This window comes from Roseobacter sp. HKCCD5988 (genome assembly GCF_037830355.1).
In the GTDB taxonomy this organism is placed as follows: domain Bacteria; phylum Pseudomonadota; class Alphaproteobacteria; order Rhodobacterales; family Rhodobacteraceae; genus M30B80.
Window position 1 is genome coordinate 1,337,609 of sequence record NZ_JBBLYJ010000001.1, and the last position, 16,353, is coordinate 1,353,961.

Sequence of the window (16,353 nt, forward strand, 5' to 3'; positions counted from 1 at the left end):
GCGCTGACTGCGCTTTGCGCAGGCAAAACATGGGGGGCAACATGACCCGCGACCGTCTCTATATTTATGACACCACCTTGCGGGACGGGCAGCAGACCCAAGGGGTGCAATTTTCTACCCAAGACAAGCTGCGTATCGCCGCGATGCTCGATGATCTGGGGGTGGATTATATCGAAGGGGGCTGGCCCGGCGCCAACCCCACGGACAGTGCCTTTTTCGAAGCGGCCCCCGACACGCGCGCGACCATGGCGGCCTTTGGTATGACCAAACGCGCAGGCCGCTCTGCCGCGAATGATGATGTTCTGGCGGGCGTGATGAATGCGGGCACGGCTGCGGTTTGTCTGGTGGGCAAAACCCATGATTTCCATGTGACCGAGGCGCTTGGGATCAGCCTTGAAGAGAACCTTGAAAATATCCGCGCCTCCATCGCCCATCTCGTGGCCGCAGGGCGCGAGGCGCTGTTTGACGCAGAACATTTCTTTGATGGCTATAAGGCCAACCCAGATTATGCATTGGCCGCCATTCACGCGGCGCACGATGCGGGGGCGCGGTGGATCGTTCTGTGCGATACGAATGGCGGCACTTTGCCTGATGAGATTGGCCAGATCACGCGGGCGGTAATCGTCTCTGGCGTGGCGGGGGATCGTTTGGGCATTCATACCCATAATGACACCGAAACCGCCGTTGCGGGCAGTTTGGCCGCGATAGATGCGGGCGCGCGCCATGTTCAAGGCACGCTCAATGGTTTGGGCGAGCGCTGCGGCAATGCCAATCTGACAACGCTGATTGCGACCCTGCTTCTGAAAGAACCCTATTGCAGCCAATATGAAATTCGTGTCGGCGAAGCGGGGTTGAAAAACCTGACCCGTGCCTCGCGCTTGTTGGATGAAATTCTCAATCGCGTGCCACAGCGCCAAGCCCCCTATGTGGGAAGTTCCGCCTTTGCGCATAAGGCGGGTTTGCATGCTTCGGCAATCCTGAAAAACCCCGCCACTTATGAACATATCCAGCCCGAGTTGGTCGGAAATGCGCGGGTGATCCCGATGTCCAACCAAGCGGGGCAATCCAATCTGCGCCGCCGCCTGAGCGAGGCGGGGATTATGGTGGATGATGGTGACCCCGCGCTTGGCCAAATCCTAGAGGAGATCAAAGCGCGCGAGGCGGCAGGGTATTCCTATGACACCGCCCAAGCGAGTTTCGAGTTGCTTGCGCGGCGCGCCCTTAGCCAGATGCCCCGCTTCTTCGAGGTCAAACGCTATCGCGTGACTGTCGAGCGGCGCAAAAATAAATATGACAAGATGGTCAGCCTTTCTGAGGCGGTCGTGGTTGTGAAAATTGGCGATCAGAAAATGTTGTCTGTCTCTGAAAGCATGGATGAGACAGGATCAGATCGCGGCCCCGTAAATGCGCTCTCCAAAGCCTTGGCCAAGGATTTGGGGCCGTATCAAAGCTATATCGACACGATCCGTCTGGTTGATTTCAAAGTGCGGATCACCCAAGGGGGCACCGAGGCGGTTACGCGTGTCATCATTGACAGCGAAGATGATACAGGGCGGCGTTGGTCGACTGTGGGCGTTTCTGCGAATATCGTGGATGCGAGTTTCGAGGCGCTTTTGGATGCGGTGCATTGGAAACTGATCCAAGACGGGGCGCCTGCATCATGAGCCAAGATTTGGCGCGGCTTGCAAGCGTGATCGAGCGTGGCGATCCCGAGCGGTTCTTGGCCGTGATGGCCGCGCCGCCCGATCTGCGCTCCTGTCTTTTTGCAATTTATGCGGTAAATTTGGAAATTGCGCGCGCGCCCTATGCCTCGCCTGAGCCATTGGTGGCACAGATGCGCTTGCAATTTTGGGCGGATCTGGCCGATGCATTGCAGGCGGGGCGGGCCTTGCCTGCGCATGAATGGGCGGCCCCTTTGGCGGCCAGTTTGCCCGCGCGTGATGCGGGGCTTTTGTCCGATCTTGTGGCGGCACGGATGCGCGACACCACCAAGGATGGCTTCGCAGATGAGGCCGCGTTCAGCGCCTATATCGAGGCCACGGGGGCAGGGCTTTTGTGGATGGCTGCCCGCAGTTTGGGGGCGCAGGACATGTTCGAGCCTGCCATTCGTGCGATAGGTTGGGCCATGGGGTTGGCCAAATATCTGCGCGCGATCCCCGCGCTTGAGGAAAAGGGGCATGCCCCTTTGCATGATGGTCGCCCGTCCACTGTGGCCCATTTGGCGCGAATGGGGCTTGGTAAATTGCGCGCCGCGCGCATAGAGCGGGGAATGATCCCCGCCCATGTGACGCCCGCGCTATACGCGGCATGGCTGGCAGAGCCTATTTTGAAAAAGGCGGCTGCCCATCCTACCCTTGTCGCGCAAGGCGGGCTAGAGCCATCAGAGGCAGGCAAGCGTCTGCGCCTTGCCTATGTTTCCCTGACAGGGCGCTGGTAGGGTCAGGCGGCGGCCTCATCAGCAGGGCGCAGCACACGCCAGATTAGGGCAGCGCCTGCGAGGGCCAAAAACGGGATCATTGCGATATTGACCGCATTCCACCCTGCAAGGGTGGTTCCTCCCAAGGACATCAAAACCCCTGATGACAGCGATGCAAGGGTGACGCAGCCAAAGACCAGAAAATCATTCAAGCCCTGCACGCGCCCCCGCTCATGCGCAGGATGGGCTTGGGTCAACATGGCGGTTGCGCCGATAAACCCAAAATTCCAACCAATGCCCAAAAGAACAAGCGCGATGAAGAAATTCGTCAATTCAACGCCCATCAAGGCTACCACGCCCGCAAGCGCGAGTAAGAATAGGCCAAGCGCAACAACCCGCACCGCGCCAAATCGCGCGATGATATGGCCCGTGAAAAACGAGGGGGCATACATCGCGATCACATGGGCTGAGACGATATCTGCGGCGGTTCCGGTCGGAAATCCGCATCCGACCACGGCCAAAGGGGTCGATGTCATCATCAAATTCATCAAAGCGTAGGAAACCATGCCGCAGATAATCGCAACGGCGATTTTCGGGTCGCGCAGCAATTCGCGGCGGCTGCGGGCCTGCGGCGCATCCGCGCTTGGGGCTTTGGGGGGTGGCACATCGAGGAAGAAGAACAAGGTGACACCGATGAGATTGATCAAAACCACAGAAAGGTAAGTGCCCAGAAAGGGCACAACAGTGGCATCGGACGTGAATTTGACTAATTGCGGCCCGATCAATGCCGACAGAAGGCCGCCCGCCATAACGTAGGAAATGGCGCGCGGGCGAAAATCGTCCGAGGCGCTATCTGCTGCGGCAAAGCGGTAAAACCCATGCGCCGACATATAAATGCCCGTCAGATAGGAGCCGATTAGGAAGACCGCGAAATTGTCGAGATAGAGGCCCAAACTGGCAATGCCCGCCCCTAAGGCCCCGCCAAGCGCGCCAACAAAGAACCCAACCCGCCGTCCATATTTCTGCATGAGCGCCGACAACCACGGTGCAGTGGTCATCGAGCCAAAGACGATCAAAGAAATCGGGATTGTGGCCAATGCGGGGCTTGGTGCGATCATCAGGCCCGCAAGCCCGCCCACAACAAAGATCATCGGCATTTGCACGCCAAGGAAGGCCTGCGCAAGGATCAAAACGAAAACATTGCGTTTGGCGGCGCGATCATCAATTTGAGCAGTGGTCATGGGATATATTCATTGTTTGGCACATATGGCCACAGGGCTAGGCCGTTCTGCGCATCAGGTCTAGGGTGGAATGCAAGATTTTGCTGCGACAGGTTGAACAATGGATCAGGCTTATCATCTCAAAGACGAAAATTTGCTGTCTGAAGGGTTGGCCGCCCTGTGCCAGATTGAACCTGCTTTTGCCCGTGTTGATCCTGCCCGCGTCACCTTGCGATCAAGAGAGGCGGGGTTTGTGGCCCTCGCCAAGGCGATTATCTCGCAGCAAGTTTCAGTGGCCAGTGCGAATGCGATCACCGCGCGCCTTGCCGAGGCGAGAATGTTACAGCCAGATGCGGTTTTGGCAGCATCCGAGGCCGATTTGCGCGAGCTTGGCCTCAGCCGTCAAAAGGCAGGGTATATGCGCGCTTTGGCTGAGGCGCGGATTGATTACGCGCGGCTGCACAGCCAAAGCACCGATGAGGTGGTGGCCGCCTTGACCGCTGTCAAAGGGATTGGCCCTTGGACGGCAGAAATTTACGCGATGTTTGCCCTTGGCCATTCCGATGCCTTCGCCGCGGGTGATTTGGCCCTGCAAGAGGCGGCGCGCGTTTTGTTTGATCTGCCGCAGCGGCCAGATGAGCGCCGCTTGCGCACCATGGCGGCGCCGTGGTCGCCGCATCGGGCCATTGCCGCGCGGGCGCTCTGGGGCTACTACCACATGGTCAAAGAACGTGAGGGGGTCGCATGACGCGTGCATTGGATTACAAAAGCAGCGAGCCGCAGTCAGGCTATATCGCCCGCGCGGTGATTTTCGTCCATGGCTATGGCGCGGATGGGGCTGATCTTTTGGGATTGGCCGATCCGATGGCCCCACATCTGCCTGACACAATTTTTATCGCCCCTAATGCGCCAGAGGCCTGTTCGGTTAATCCGATGGGGTATCAATGGTTCCCGATCCCGTGGATTGATGCCTCATCCGAGGAGGATGCCTGCGCAGGGCTTGCGCGGGCCTTTGATGATTTCAACGCGTTTTTGGAACAGGTGATGGAAGAGAATAACCTGACACCGCGCGATGTAGCCTTGGTTGGGTTTTCGCAAGGCACGATGTTAAGCTTACATGTCGCGCCGCGCCTGGAAGATAGCCTGCGCGCAGTGGTTGGGTTTTCGGGCCGTTTGTTGGAGCCAGAACGCCTGAAAGAGGAGGCGGAGTGTCGCCCGCCCGTATTGCTGATCCATGGCGATCAAGATGATGTTGTCCCCCCACAAGCCTTGCCCGAGGCCGCAGAGGCGCTGCAAGAAGCAGGCTGGCGCGAGGTTTATGCCCATATCATGCGGGGCACAGGGCATGGCATTGCGCCTGATGGGTTGCAGGTTTGTCTGGCCTTTTTGCGCGATAAATTCGGGCTGGAAGATTAGACGCACGGGGTGGGTGCCTCCAATGTCACAAAAGTGACGTTCAGTTTCGTTACCCTTGGGATTGTGACCACATAGATGAAGGGGCTTGCCAGATTGCAATGCCCATATATAGTGGGATCAATGCTGGAGCGGGGCTCCCGCTCTGGTGCTTGAGGCGCAGGCAAACAGAGCGGAGACGGAGTCACTAATGGATGGCGATTTCAGGACGGAATTTACGCGCAAACCCGCATCGCTAAAGCAACATCCTGCTTTGGTGCTGAACGCGGATTACCGCCCCCTTTCTTATTATCCTTTATCCCTTTGGCCGTGGCAGGAAGCGGTCAAGGCGGTGTGGTTGGACCGGGTGGATATCGTGGCTGAGTATGACACCTTCGTTCATTCGCCAACGACCAAGATCAAAATCCCCTCTGTGGTTGTTCTCAAAGATTATGTGAAACCTCAAAAGCGCGTGGCCTTCACGCGCTTTAATCTTTTTTTACGGGATCAATTTTCTTGCCAATATTGCGGCTCGCGCGGGGATTTGACCTTTGATCACGTTGTGCCGCGCGCGCGGGGTGGCGTTACATCTTGGGAAAATGTTGTGGCGGCCTGTGGTCGGTGTAACCTGCGCAAAGGGGCGAAAAGCCTGCGTCAGGCGGGTATGAGCCTGCGCCAAGCCCCGCGTCAACCGGGGGCGGAGGAGCTGCGTAATCTGGGCCGAAAATTTCCACCCAATTATCTGCATGAAAGTTGGTTGGATTTCCTGTATTGGGATGCAGAACTCGAAGCGTGAAAGGCTGAGATGGGGGAAGACCTTTTTTACCTCGCGTCTAAACTGATGCGGTTCGCGCTCTATGTTGAGTTATGGCCACATATCTTGGGGGCGCTTGGGGTGCTGGCGCTGCTTGTGCGGTGGCGGCGTGCTGCGCTTTGGTTCTGGCTCTTATCGCTTGGCTTTGTGGGGTTTGTGATGGCCGCGCCTGTGGATCGTTGGATTGCAGGGCCGCTTGAGGCGCGTTTTATGGCCAATCCTGATCTGATAGGGGCGCGCGGTGTTTTGCTGATGACGGGGGCCGAGAATCCGGATCGCACCGCCAGCACGGGCCTCGTTAATACGGGCGAGGCGGCGGATCGTATTTTGGCGACCATTGCCTTGGCCCATGCCCTGCCGAATGTGCCCGTGATTGTGGCAGGTGGGCAGGGGCGGCTTGATCTTAAAGGCCATTCTTTGAGTGAGGCTGAAGTCAGCGCAAGGGCCATTCGTGAGGCGGGGATTGCAGCTGAGCGCCTCACTCTCGAATCGCAAAGTCGGAATTCAGCCGAGTCAGCGGTGAATGCCGCCGCGATTGCCCATGAGATCACCCCCGATTTGGCCAATCAGAATTGGATCATCGTGACATCGGCGATGCATATGCCGCGCGCGATCTCTAGCTTTTGTGCGGCGGGGTGGCGCAGTTTGATCCCTTATCCCGTGGATCATAGTCCGATGGCGGATCAGTGGTTTTCTGGGGAATATCGCGATAAGGTCGCGGTTATGCGGCGCGCATTGCATGAGCGGGTCGGGGCTTTAGTCTATCGCTTTACAGGGCGCGCGGTAAGCGAAGATCAAACTTTCGCACTTGGCTGCGTGTTGACCCGTTGACGCGCCCCCGCGCGCGGTATAGTACGCTTTGCACAGGGCCCGAGTGGCGGAATTGGTAGACGCAGTGGATTCAAAATCCACCGCCTAACGGCTTGCCGGTTCGAGTCCGGCCTCGGGTACCAAGCTCTGTTTTTTCCTTATCGCCAACGCGCAATGATCTGATCTGTCAGATCGGTCATATCGCGCGCTATGACGTCGGGTTGCGGTATTTCCGCCATCGGCAAGGGCGCATTGCCTGTGCGATGCAAAAACGCGCCGCGATAGCCGCAGGCCTGTGCGCCGATCGTATCCCAGATATGGCAGGCAATCATACACAACTGAGCAGGGGCAAGGTTCAGCGATGTGGCAAGATGTTCGTAAACGGCGGGGGCGGGTTTGAAGGCTGCAACCTCGGCCACGCTGAAATTTCCGTCAAAAAAGCGGTCTAGCCCTGCGCGAAACAGGGCCGATTCTGCACCAAGGGGCGAGTTGGTCAGTGTGACCAATCGAAACCCTGCCGCACGCAAGCGCATTAATCCTGCCTCAACATCCCCATGGGGCGGCATATGGGTCAGGGCATGGCCAAGCGCCGCTGTATCACCCTTGTGAATAGCGATGCCTTTTACTGTGGCCAGCATTGTAAAGACCGCCATGCCCAGTTCACCAAACGGGCGGTAGTGTCCTGCGAACGTCAGGGTTTGGGAATAAAGGATCAATTCAGAAAACCAGACCCGCATCATGGCCGTATCGCCAAAGGCGCGGGCAAACACAGGTTCAAGCGTGGTCAGGTCAAGCAATGTTTCATTGACGTCAAAGACGAGGGTCGGGCGGTCAGTGGTGTGCATGGGGCCTCACAAAGCGGGAAGGGGCGCAATCAGCCTAGCGCGTGATCTGCGCGATGGCAAAACCAAGTCAGCCTTCGATGTTTTGCGTGTGAGGGGCCCCATCAAACTTGGCCCAAGTGAGAAACATTCTGTTTCTCTTCAGCCACGTTGGGGGAATGCGGGGCTGAATATAGTGGCAACACTTGGGATTTGGGGGCTGCTCTCAATGTCGCCTCGGGGAAGCCACATTGAGAGCAGCGGGGTATTAGGGGTGCCTTTATATTTAGGGTTTTACCGCTATTGACACCAGTTGTCGAAAGTATGGGTCTGGTTATCCTTTGCTGCATCTTCACGCTTTCGCGCCCGTTGCAGGCGGGCGTCTTGGTTTTGCAGCCAGACCGTCCTAGGTGCGACGAAGAGGTGGAAAAAATGTGTTAATATTTTGTATTAGTAATATATACATGTATCGGCCATACGGAATCGGGGGCATGGTTTTCAGATGGTCATGAAAGCGCCGCAAGAGCGCCCTAGGATCGTAGCAATTGAGGCAGAGAACAGGCATGTGGCCGTCAAAATTTGGCGCCTCGGCTGAGTCTAAGCCGTGCCATCGAGTTAGTAATGAATTTTGGAGTAAAAAATGACAGCACAGCCCCAATCCTATTTTCATGCACAAGACGCGCATACTGCCGTAACGCCCTGCTTCACGCCGGGCACGATGATTGCCACGTCGCGTGGCGAACGCGCGGTGGAGACATTGCAGCAGGGGGATAAAATCGTCACCCATGACAATGGTGCGCAAGAAATTGCTTGGATTGGTGGCCGTGTTTTGGGGCGTGCAGATATGCAGCGCGCCGCAAGCTTACGCCCCGTCCTTTTGCGTGCGGGCTGTTTGGGACATGGACTACCCGTGCGTGATATGTTGGTTTCGCCCAGTCACCGCATTTTGTTGATGCCTGAACATCCCGCCGCATTGGCGGGCGAAAGCCTGATTGCCGCGCGCGATCTGATTGACCACCGCGAGGTGATGGCGGTCGATACGGTGCGGGTGAATTACATCCATATCATGTTCGAGCATCATCAAATCGTGATATCTGACAGCATTTGGACAGAAAGCTTTCACGCAGAAACCAAAACATTGCGGGGCATGGATGCGGCGCAGCGGCGTGAGATCTTGTCTCTCCTCCCAGAGTCAGAGACAGAAGAAGGCCAAAGCGCGCAGGCAAGCGCCGCCCGCCCGATTGTTGATTATGCGTCCGATATTCGGACGGATCGTATGATGCGCAATATTATCTAAGCCCGCGATTTGCGCCACGCCGCCCAATCTTCGGGCGTATCGAGGTCTGTTGTCGCGCGGGTTTCGGGCAGGGGGATATGCACAATGCGCGCCCCATGTTGCTCTAGCACCGCGCGCGCGCCCTGATCCCCTGTCACTTGGGCAAGTTCGGGCAGAAGATCGCGGGGAAAGACAATTGGATGTCCTACGCGGCCTTTATTGTCAGCCGCGCGCAAAATGGCATCTGGATGCATTTGTGCGAAGGTGAGCATCAGATACAGGTCATGTGCGGTCAGATCGGGCAGATCTGCCAACAGGATCATGACCGCGCAGTCAAGCCCCGCAATCCCTGCTTTCAAACTGTCACTCATGTCGCGCCCTGCGGGCAGGTTGATGATCTCGATATCCGTGAAATGTTGAATTTCTGCGGCGCGGTCTGTTTGACCCTCAGCCAGAACCACACGCACCACAGATGCACCCGCCTTGCGTGCCCGCGCCACCATGAGGCGCAGCAAGGCTTGGCCATCGACATCTTCCAACAACTTGTCGCGGCCCCGCATGCGGCTTGACCTGCCTGCTGCGAGAACCACGATTGCGGGCGCTTTATGAGGGATCGGATCAGCCAAGTTTGCGAATTTTGATCTGGGTGAGACGGTTGTTCTCACGGGCCACCACCTCAAAGCGGAAGCCATGAAAGGAAAATGCCTGACCGATGACAGGAATTGTTTGCGCTTCGTGGATCACCAACCCTGCCACAGTGTTGGCCTCTTCATCTGGAAGGCTCCAATCTGTGGCACGGTTGAAATCACGAATGGTCATCGCCCCATCAATCAAGAAATGCCCATCGGGGCCAGGTTTCAATTGCGGCGCTTCATCCACGTCAAATTCATCGGTGATTTCACCCACAATCTCCTCAAGGATATCTTCAAGCGTGATCAAGCCGCGCAAAGCGCCGTATTCGTCCACCACCAACGCGAAATGCGTTTTGCGGCGCAGGAATTGGCGCATCTGTTCGTCCAATGTGGTGGTGTCAGGCACGAAATAGGGTTTCATGGCGACATCGGTGATACGGAAATTTTCGATCCCCTTCGCGTTTTCACCGCGTGTCAGCCCATCCATGGCGCGCAGCAAATCCTTTGCATGGATCACGCCAATGATATTTTCCGTCTCGCCGCGATAGACGGGCAGGCGGGTATGGGGGGATTGCAAGGCTTGGCTCAAGATTTCCTCAGGCGTGGCATCAGCATTGATCATTTCGATCTTTGAGCGATGCAACATGATTTCCTCAACCATCCGCTCGTGCAAATCCAGCGCGCCAAGCAAGCGGTCGCGATGTTCTTTTTCCACCGCCCCTTCGGAATGGCCCAGCGTGATCGCCCCTGCGATTTCCTCGCGCGCGGATAGGATTTTACTGTCAGGGTCGGTTTGCACGCCAAAGAGGCGCAAGACCCCGCGCACCAAAATCCGCACCGCGCCCACAATCGGCGAAAACAGGAAAATCACCACCGCAATCACGGGGGAGACGCGGGCGGCGGTCTTTTCGGCATTGGTGATGGCATAGGTTTTGGGCAGCACTTCGGCAAAGATCAAAACCAACAGGGTCATGACAAGCGTGGCAAGCGCCACGCCCGATTCCCCAAACAGGCGCGTGAACAGGGCGGTCGCCAAAGAAGCAGCCAAGATATTGACCACATTATTGCCCAATAGAACCGATCCGATCAGCCGCTCGCTGTCTTCGGTCATGCGCAAGGCGCGCTCAGCCCCCTTTGAGCCCCGATCCGCCTGTGCGCGCAATTTCCCGCGCGAGGCTGCGGTCAATGCCGTTTCAGAACCTGAGAAAAACGCAGACAGCACCAAAAGCCCCATAATCGAGGCGGCGCTTATCCAAAGGGCAGAATCAAACGAAATCGTTTCAGTCATGGGGCCTATCAATTTTCAGTCGGGGCAGATGTCTGATCCGCCAAAGGGTGATGTTCGAGCACGAGGGCTTTTAACCGCTCATCTAAGATATGGGTATAGATTTCGGTCGTTGCGATATCCGCGTGACCCAAAAGGGCCTGAATGCTGCGTAAATCTGCGCCACCGGCCAATAGATGGGTGGCAAAGGCATGGCGCATACGATGCGGGGTGACCGATTGCGGTGGCACACCTGCATCACGGGCAATTTCCTTGATCAGCTTGTAAAACCGTACCCGCGTCATGTGGCCTTCTTTGCTGCGGCTTGGAAACAGGTAGCGCGAGGGTTTTGCCCCCCCCTCGCGTGTTGTGAGATCTTCCAATGCATCGCGGCGGGCAAGCCAAGATTGCAACGCCAAACGCGCGGATTGCGTCAGTGGCAGCATCCGTTCCTTACCGCCTTTGCCCTTTATCAAGATCAGCTTGGGGTCACCCCGCACGGCGGCCACGGGCAGGGTGACAAGCTCGCTTACGCGCATCCCTGTCGCGTATAAAATTTGCATCATGCAATGGTTGCGCAACCGATCATCGGCACTGCGCCCATGGATTTCAGCCTGTGCCAAAAGCCGATCCACGGCCTCATGGCTGAGGGTCTTTGGCAAAGATTTCTCGCGCGTGGGACCCTTGATTTTGAGGCTTGGGTTATCGTTGCTCAGGCCTTCCTCAAACAGAAATCGACACATTTGTTTCAGCGCAGATAAGCGCCGCGCGCGCGTGGCGCGTGACAGCCCCCGAACCTCTAGATCGGCAAGATAGGTTTCGATCCCATCTCGCGTGACGCTGAGGAAATCTGCGCCGTGATCGGTGAAAAATGCCCGCGCATCGTCCAAATCACGGGCGTAAGCCAAGAGCGTGTTTTGCGCTGCGTTCAACTCGGCTGCTTGCGCCTCAAGGAATTGGGTGATCAATCTTTGATCTGTCATGATCGGGCGCTCTTATCCGTTTCTATCGGGCAGAAGATATAGCTGAAGTGCCGCGCGCCGCGCGCTGTCTTCTAGACCCAAATAGCGCAAGACCCGCAATGCATCTGAGAGATCGTCTGAATCTGCACCATCCCCTGATAGGGTGAGGGCTGCGAGCAAAAGCGCCTCTCCCGCGCGATTGCCTGTAATCAGGGGCGCATAGCGGTCAGGCAGCGCAATTTCGTCAAATCCCGCCGCAAGGGCCATAACCCGTGGGCTTGCCGTTGCGGGCAAACTGGGCATCTGCCCGCGCGCCAAGGCAAAGGCCACCGCCTCATCTGCTGATTGTGGCACCGCACGCAGGGCAAGGCTTTCGTAATTGCGGGAGAGGAGCTCGATTTTGCGGGCGAGGATCGCCGCCTCTCCCACCAAAGGTTGGCGGCCAAGCGGGTCGGCGTAAAGCTGTGCGAAAGCGGGCAAAAGACCCGTGGGGCCAAGCGTATCCACCACGCGCGCAAGGCTGCGGGCAATGGCCGCCACATCACCCGCAAGGAGGCTTGCATCAAATTCCTGAAGGGCTGCAACGCGCTCCCATATCCCGCCCGAGGCGGAGGGGCGGCGCGAGGTGGCAATGGCCAACCATTGGCTTGGCTCAATCGCGCCTGCGCGCAACAGGCGTTCTGCGGCATCAAGCTGTGCGCGCCACCCCGCCTGCGGGGCGAGGTCGGCATGGGCAAAGGCCAAAGGCAGCCCAAGCGAGGAGGGGCGTTCTGCAATGGCCGCGCGCATCACATAGCGCAGCGGTGTTATGTCGGGGTCTAGGGGTAAGGGCGGCTCACCCTCGAATAGCTCGGGATCAAGGAAGCGCGCGATCAAATCCGCCTCATCTTCGGTGATGAACCCCAAGGCAACGCCTGTGCCCATTGAGAGCGCCGCCGCTGACCAATCGCCTGAACGGGCCAAGCAAAAAATACGTGCGGGATATGTTGGTGCGATGTCAGGGCTTGCGCGCATCGCGGCACAGGCACGATCTGCCTGCCCCAAAAGAAGCGAGACATCGAACCAGCGCCGAAATACCTCGCCGTCTTCTACGCCTGCGCGTTCGATCAATGCGCGGGCAGGCTCAAGCGCGCCGCGCGCCAAGAGCATATCAATCCGCGCCAAAAACAGGTCATCTGCCGCCGCATCATTGCTCCCAAGAGGGGGATCAAGCTCGGACAGGGCCAAACGTTCGGTTAAATCCAAAATGGCGGGCGGCCCTGTCATCGGCAAGCGGCGAAACAGGCCTGCAAGCTCGGCACTGTCAGATTGGCCCCAAAGCCCACTGGGAAAGCCTGTAACCCGCGCAGGCAAAAGCCCCACGGCGTTGCGCGTGATCGGCCCTATCGGCATCACGCGGATATCTTCTGTGACGATTTCTGCGGCAACATCGGGGCTGCGCGGCGCAATCGTGTTAGAAAGCCAACTGGGCGCAATATCCTGCGGCGACATTTGCGGCATTTGTGCCGCCAGTGGCAGCGCAGGCAAAAGCCAAATCAGACCTGCCACAAGCCCCCAAAATGTTCCGCCCCTCAGCCTGCGCATGATCTGTTACTCAAGCGGGATCGAGATTGTGTCGCGCAATTCTACTGTCTCGGGCTGCATCAGGCCCGAATAGCCATATCCCAACAGGCCAACAGCAGTGAGCAGGATTAAAATCACCAATCCCATGAACAGCTTAACCATATTTCGCGTGCCTCTGCCTTCTGCGCTTATTCTCGCGCGGTTGCTTGCTTGCGTGTCTGTCCCCCAACGCGTATTGCGTGGAATAATAGACGATCTTGCGCCAATATAGGGGAGTTCGCGCAGAATTTCTTGGGGGAATTTTGCGAAATCTTCGCAAATGCATAAAGGATGCACAGGGTGAACGGGCAAACACGGGCTGAAACCGCCTATAATTTGCACAAAACCGTGGTTTTGGTCGGGATGCCAGGCTCGGGCAAAACCGCTGTCGGGCGAGCCTTGTCGGCACGGCTTGGGGTCGAGTTGCGCGATTCTGATACCGAAATTGTCGAAAGCGCACAGATGAGCATCGCCGAAATTTTCGAACGCTTCGGCGAGCCGTTTTTCCGTGACCGCGAAAGCAAAGTCATCGCACGGCTACTGACTGGTGCGCCTGCAGTTCTGTCTACTGGCGGGGGGGCGTGGCTTTCGCCTGAAAACCGCGATTTGATTTCGGCGCAAGCGGCGGTCTTGTGGTTGGATGCCGATATTGAGCTTTTGTGGTCGCGGGTGCGCCACAAAACCACGCGGCCGCTGCTCCATGGGCCTGATCCGCGCGGCAAGCTTGAGGCTTTGATGGTGGCGCGCCGCTCTGCCTATGAGCAGGCTAAATTGCGCCTTGAAATCGCGCATGACTGGTCGATTGAGGATACGACCGATCATTTGCTGCGTTTGCTTCACGCTCATAATGTCTTGTCGGAGGTCGCAACATGACATCCACGGTGCGGGTAAATCTGGGCAGTCGCAGCTATGATGTGGTGATTGGCTCTGGTCTGATTGCGCAGGCGGCAACCCATCTTGCGCCTTTGTTGCGGCGTCCAAAAGTTTGGATCGTAACCGAAGATCGGGTGGCACCCTTGCATTTGGCCCATTTTGAGGCGGCCTTGAGCGCAGGCGGGATTGCCGCACGCGCGCTGACTTTGCCTGCGGGCGAGGGCACAAAATCATGGCAATATCTGACGCAGACCGTTGAGTGGCTGCTCGATGAAAAGGTTGAGCGGGGCGATATCGTGATCGCGCTTGGCGGCGGTGTGATCGGGGATCTCGTTGGTTTTGCCGCTGCGATCCTGCGCCGTGGAGTGCGCTTCGTGCAGATGCCAAGCTCGCTTCTGGCGCAGGTCGACAGTTCGGTTGGCGGCAAAACGGGCATCAACACGCGACATGGCAAAAACCTCGTTGGTGCCTTTCATCAACCTAGCCTTGTTTTGGCAGATATTGATCTTTTGTCCACTTTGGCCCCGCGTGACTTTTTGGCGGGTTATGGCGAAGTGGTGAAATACGGCTTGCTTGGCGATGCAGCGTTTTTCGACTGGCTTGAGGAAAACGCCCCCGCCATGGCCGCAGGGGATTTGGCCTTGCGCGAAGAGGCGGTGCGTTGGTCAGTTCAGATGAAGGCCGATATCGTGGCCCGCGATGAGACAGAGAAGGGGGATCGCGCACTTCTCAATTTGGGCCATACCTTCTGCCATGCGCTTGAGGCAGCCACGGGATATTCTGATCGCCTGTTGCATGGCGAGGGGGTGGCGATTGGGTGCGCTTTGGCGGCTGAATTATCGGCGCGCTTGGGGTTGTGCCCGCAGGAGGAGCCATCCCGCATCCGCGCGCATCTGGCCGAGATGGGCATGAAGCGCGATTTGGGGGATATTGAGGGCGATTTGCCCGATGCAGACGCGCTGCTTGCGCTGATGGCGCAAGATAAAAAGGTGCTTGAAGGGCAGCTGCGCTTTATCTTGATGCGCGGCATTGGCACATCCTTTGTGACCTCAGATGTGCCGCCTGATGCCGTTAAAACACTTTTAAATGAGTCGCTTGGCGCGCGCAATTAATCCTTGCCGCGATAAGGCTCGACATATTGCAGGGCCATATCCCATGGAAAGAAAATCCATGTATCTTGGCTCACCCCGGTGATGAATGTGTCGACCATCGGCTCGCCCTTGGGTTTGGCATAGGTCGTAGCAAAATGCGCCTTGGGGTAAAGTTTGCGCACCAGGTCAATGGTTTTTCCTGTATCGACCAAATCATCCACGATCAGGACGCCCTCACCATCCCCCATCATGTCGACATCTGGGCTTTTGAGCACCTCTGCCTCGCGGCGCTGATCGGCCTTGCCGCCGCCTGAATGGTAGGATTTGACGCTAATCGTGTCCACTGTGCGAATATCCAATTCGCGCGCCACAATCATTGCAGGTGCCATGCCGCCGCGTGTGATGGCAACCACCGCCCGCCATGACCCATCAGGCCCAGGCCCGCGTTTGTCCAAGCGCCAAGCAAGCGCGCGCGCATCGCGGTGCAATTGATCCCACGAGACATGAAAGCCTTTCTCATGTGGCAAACGATCCATGGCACTGTTTCTCCTTTGATCAACCAAGGGCAAGCTTGGCACCCATAAGTGCCAGAAGCCCGCCAAATATACGCTCAATCACGGGTTTGAAACCCAAATAGGCACGCCGTGGCCCCGATAGCGAAAAAATACGCGCCACAATCAGGTTCCAGCCTGCGTCATTTACAAAGATCATGCCCAACACCACCGCATAGACCCAGTGATCTGGATTGGCGGGCAGGAAGGTGAGGAAGATCGTGCCGAAAAACACGGCGGGCTTGGGATTGGCAAGCTGTGTCGCAATGCCAAGCCAGATCAATTTCGCCGCCGATTTTGGGGCCTCATCCGCGGGGATTGGCGTGGCCTCAAAGGGCAGGGCGGCGCTGCGCCATACCCTGAGAGTCAAGTAAAAGAGATATCCCGCCCCAACCAGTTTTAACCCCAAAAGCACGGCAGGGGCGTGTTCGAACAGAATCGCAAGGCCAAAAATGGCGGCTATGGCCCACAAGCAGGCTCCAACGCCAAAACCAATGGCGAGGAAAATTGCGCGATCAAACCCATCGCGCGCCGCGCTGCGGGCCGCCAAAAGTGTTGTGGGGCCGGGGCTCATGGCGGCGGCCAGATGCACGAAATAAATCGCGAAAAAGGCCGCGACTGTCATTGCG

General features: G+C 57.4%; 18 protein-coding genes and 1 tRNA gene. 10 read left to right on the plus strand and 9 right to left on the minus strand.

Annotated features, from left to right (window positions below):
* Positions 1-41: 41 nt before the first annotated feature.
* On the plus strand, positions 42-1,664 hold the full coding sequence (gene cimA / locus AAC636_RS06640; protein ID WP_340300851.1) for a citramalate synthase: 1,623 nt from the start codon (positions 42-44) through the stop codon (positions 1,662-1,664).
* Entirely contained in the window at positions 1,661-2,437 is a 777-nt protein-coding gene (locus AAC636_RS06645) for a squalene/phytoene synthase family protein (RefSeq protein WP_340300852.1), read from the plus strand. Before cimA ends, AAC636_RS06645 begins: the two co-directional genes overlap by 4 nt.
* A gap of 2 nt (positions 2,438-2,439) precedes the next feature.
* On the opposite strand, the gene AAC636_RS06650 is transcribed toward AAC636_RS06645, so the two are convergent.
* Entirely contained in the window at positions 2,440-3,657 is a 1,218-nt protein-coding gene (locus AAC636_RS06650; protein ID WP_340300853.1) for an MFS transporter, read from the minus strand.
* A gap of 100 nt (positions 3,658-3,757) precedes the next feature.
* Here AAC636_RS06650 and AAC636_RS06655 point away from each other — a divergent pair, with 100 nt between their 5' ends.
* The 5 genes from AAC636_RS06655 (at position 3,758) to AAC636_RS06675 (ending at position 6,795) form a co-directional block, all read left to right on the plus strand.
* Positions 3,758-4,384, plus strand: a complete 627-nt coding sequence (locus AAC636_RS06655; protein WP_340300854.1) for a DNA-3-methyladenine glycosylase family protein — start codon at positions 3,758-3,760, stop codon at positions 4,382-4,384.
* Entirely contained in the window at positions 4,381-5,052 is a 672-nt protein-coding gene (locus tag AAC636_RS06660) for an alpha/beta hydrolase (RefSeq protein ID WP_340300855.1), read from the plus strand. Before AAC636_RS06655 ends, AAC636_RS06660 begins: the two co-directional genes overlap by 4 nt.
* 187 nt (positions 5,053-5,239) lie before the next feature.
* On the plus strand, positions 5,240-5,824 hold the full coding sequence (locus AAC636_RS06665; RefSeq protein ID WP_340300856.1) for an HNH endonuclease: 585 nt from the start codon (positions 5,240-5,242) through the stop codon (positions 5,822-5,824).
* Between the two features lie 9 nt (positions 5,825-5,833).
* On the plus strand, positions 5,834-6,673 hold the full coding sequence (locus AAC636_RS06670; RefSeq protein ID WP_340300857.1) for a YdcF family protein: 840 nt from the start codon (positions 5,834-5,836) through the stop codon (positions 6,671-6,673).
* A gap of 37 nt (positions 6,674-6,710) precedes the next feature.
* Positions 6,711-6,795, plus strand: a tRNA-Leu gene (locus AAC636_RS06675).
* A gap of 15 nt (positions 6,796-6,810) precedes the next feature.
* Here AAC636_RS06675 and AAC636_RS06680 read toward each other — a convergent pair.
* On the minus strand, positions 6,811-7,497 hold the full coding sequence (locus AAC636_RS06680) for a haloacid dehalogenase type II (RefSeq protein WP_340300858.1): 687 nt from the start codon (positions 7,495-7,497) through the stop codon (positions 6,811-6,813).
* A 616-nt stretch (positions 7,498-8,113) separates the two neighbouring features.
* Here AAC636_RS06680 and AAC636_RS06685 point away from each other — a divergent pair.
* Positions 8,114-8,770 (plus strand): Hint domain-containing protein, encoded by a 657-nt coding sequence (locus tag AAC636_RS06685; RefSeq protein WP_340300859.1) that lies wholly within the window; start codon positions 8,114-8,116, stop codon positions 8,768-8,770.
* Here AAC636_RS06685 and AAC636_RS06690 read toward each other — a convergent pair.
* From AAC636_RS06690 to AAC636_RS06710, 5 genes are read right to left on the minus strand one after another with little or no spacing between them, the layout of a single operon-like run.
* Positions 8,767-9,339: a nucleotidyltransferase family protein gene (locus tag AAC636_RS06690; RefSeq protein ID WP_340301104.1), complete on the minus strand. Its 573-nt coding sequence runs from the start codon at positions 9,337-9,339 to the stop codon at positions 8,767-8,769. The two genes, AAC636_RS06685 and AAC636_RS06690, sit on opposite strands and share 4 nt — an antisense overlap.
* A 28-nt stretch (positions 9,340-9,367) precedes the next feature.
* Complete coding sequence (locus AAC636_RS06695) at positions 9,368-10,669, minus strand: HlyC/CorC family transporter (RefSeq protein ID WP_317654541.1); 1,302 nt, start codon at positions 10,667-10,669, stop codon at positions 9,368-9,370.
* A gap of 8 nt (positions 10,670-10,677) precedes the next feature.
* Positions 10,678-11,628: a tyrosine recombinase gene (locus tag AAC636_RS06700; protein ID WP_340300860.1), complete on the minus strand. Its 951-nt coding sequence runs from the start codon at positions 11,626-11,628 to the stop codon at positions 10,678-10,680.
* Positions 11,629-11,640: 12 nt separating this feature from the next.
* Complete coding sequence (locus tag AAC636_RS06705; RefSeq protein WP_340300861.1) at positions 11,641-13,191, minus strand: hypothetical protein; 1,551 nt, start codon at positions 13,189-13,191, stop codon at positions 11,641-11,643.
* Positions 13,192-13,197: 6 nt separating this feature from the next.
* A complete protein-coding gene (locus AAC636_RS06710; protein ID WP_317654546.1) occupies positions 13,198-13,332 on the minus strand; it encodes a hypothetical protein in 135 nt (44 codons plus the stop codon).
* 168 nt (positions 13,333-13,500) lie between these two features.
* On the opposite strand from AAC636_RS06710, the gene AAC636_RS06715 reads away from it, so the two are divergent.
* Both AAC636_RS06715 and aroB read left to right on the plus strand, forming a co-directional pair.
* Positions 13,501-14,082, plus strand: coding sequence for a shikimate kinase (locus AAC636_RS06715; protein WP_445322543.1), 582 nt, complete (start codon positions 13,501-13,503; stop codon positions 14,080-14,082).
* A complete protein-coding gene (aroB, locus tag AAC636_RS06720; RefSeq protein ID WP_340300863.1) occupies positions 14,079-15,194 on the plus strand; it encodes a 3-dehydroquinate synthase in 1,116 nt (371 codons plus the stop codon). The genes AAC636_RS06715 and aroB overlap by 4 nt, the downstream gene beginning before the upstream one ends.
* Here the strand turns inward: aroB and gpt are convergent.
* A complete protein-coding gene (gene gpt / locus AAC636_RS06725) occupies positions 15,191-15,709 on the minus strand; it encodes a xanthine phosphoribosyltransferase (protein ID WP_340300864.1) in 519 nt (172 codons plus the stop codon). The two genes, aroB and gpt, sit on opposite strands and share 4 nt — an antisense overlap.
* A 19-nt stretch (positions 15,710-15,728) precedes the next feature.
* Positions 15,729-16,349 carry a LysE family translocator gene (locus tag AAC636_RS06730; RefSeq protein ID WP_340300865.1) on the minus strand — a complete coding sequence of 207 codons (621 nt, stop codon included), beginning with the start codon at positions 16,347-16,349 and terminating at the stop codon, positions 15,729-15,731.
* Between the last annotated feature and the right edge of the window lie 4 nt (positions 16,350-16,353).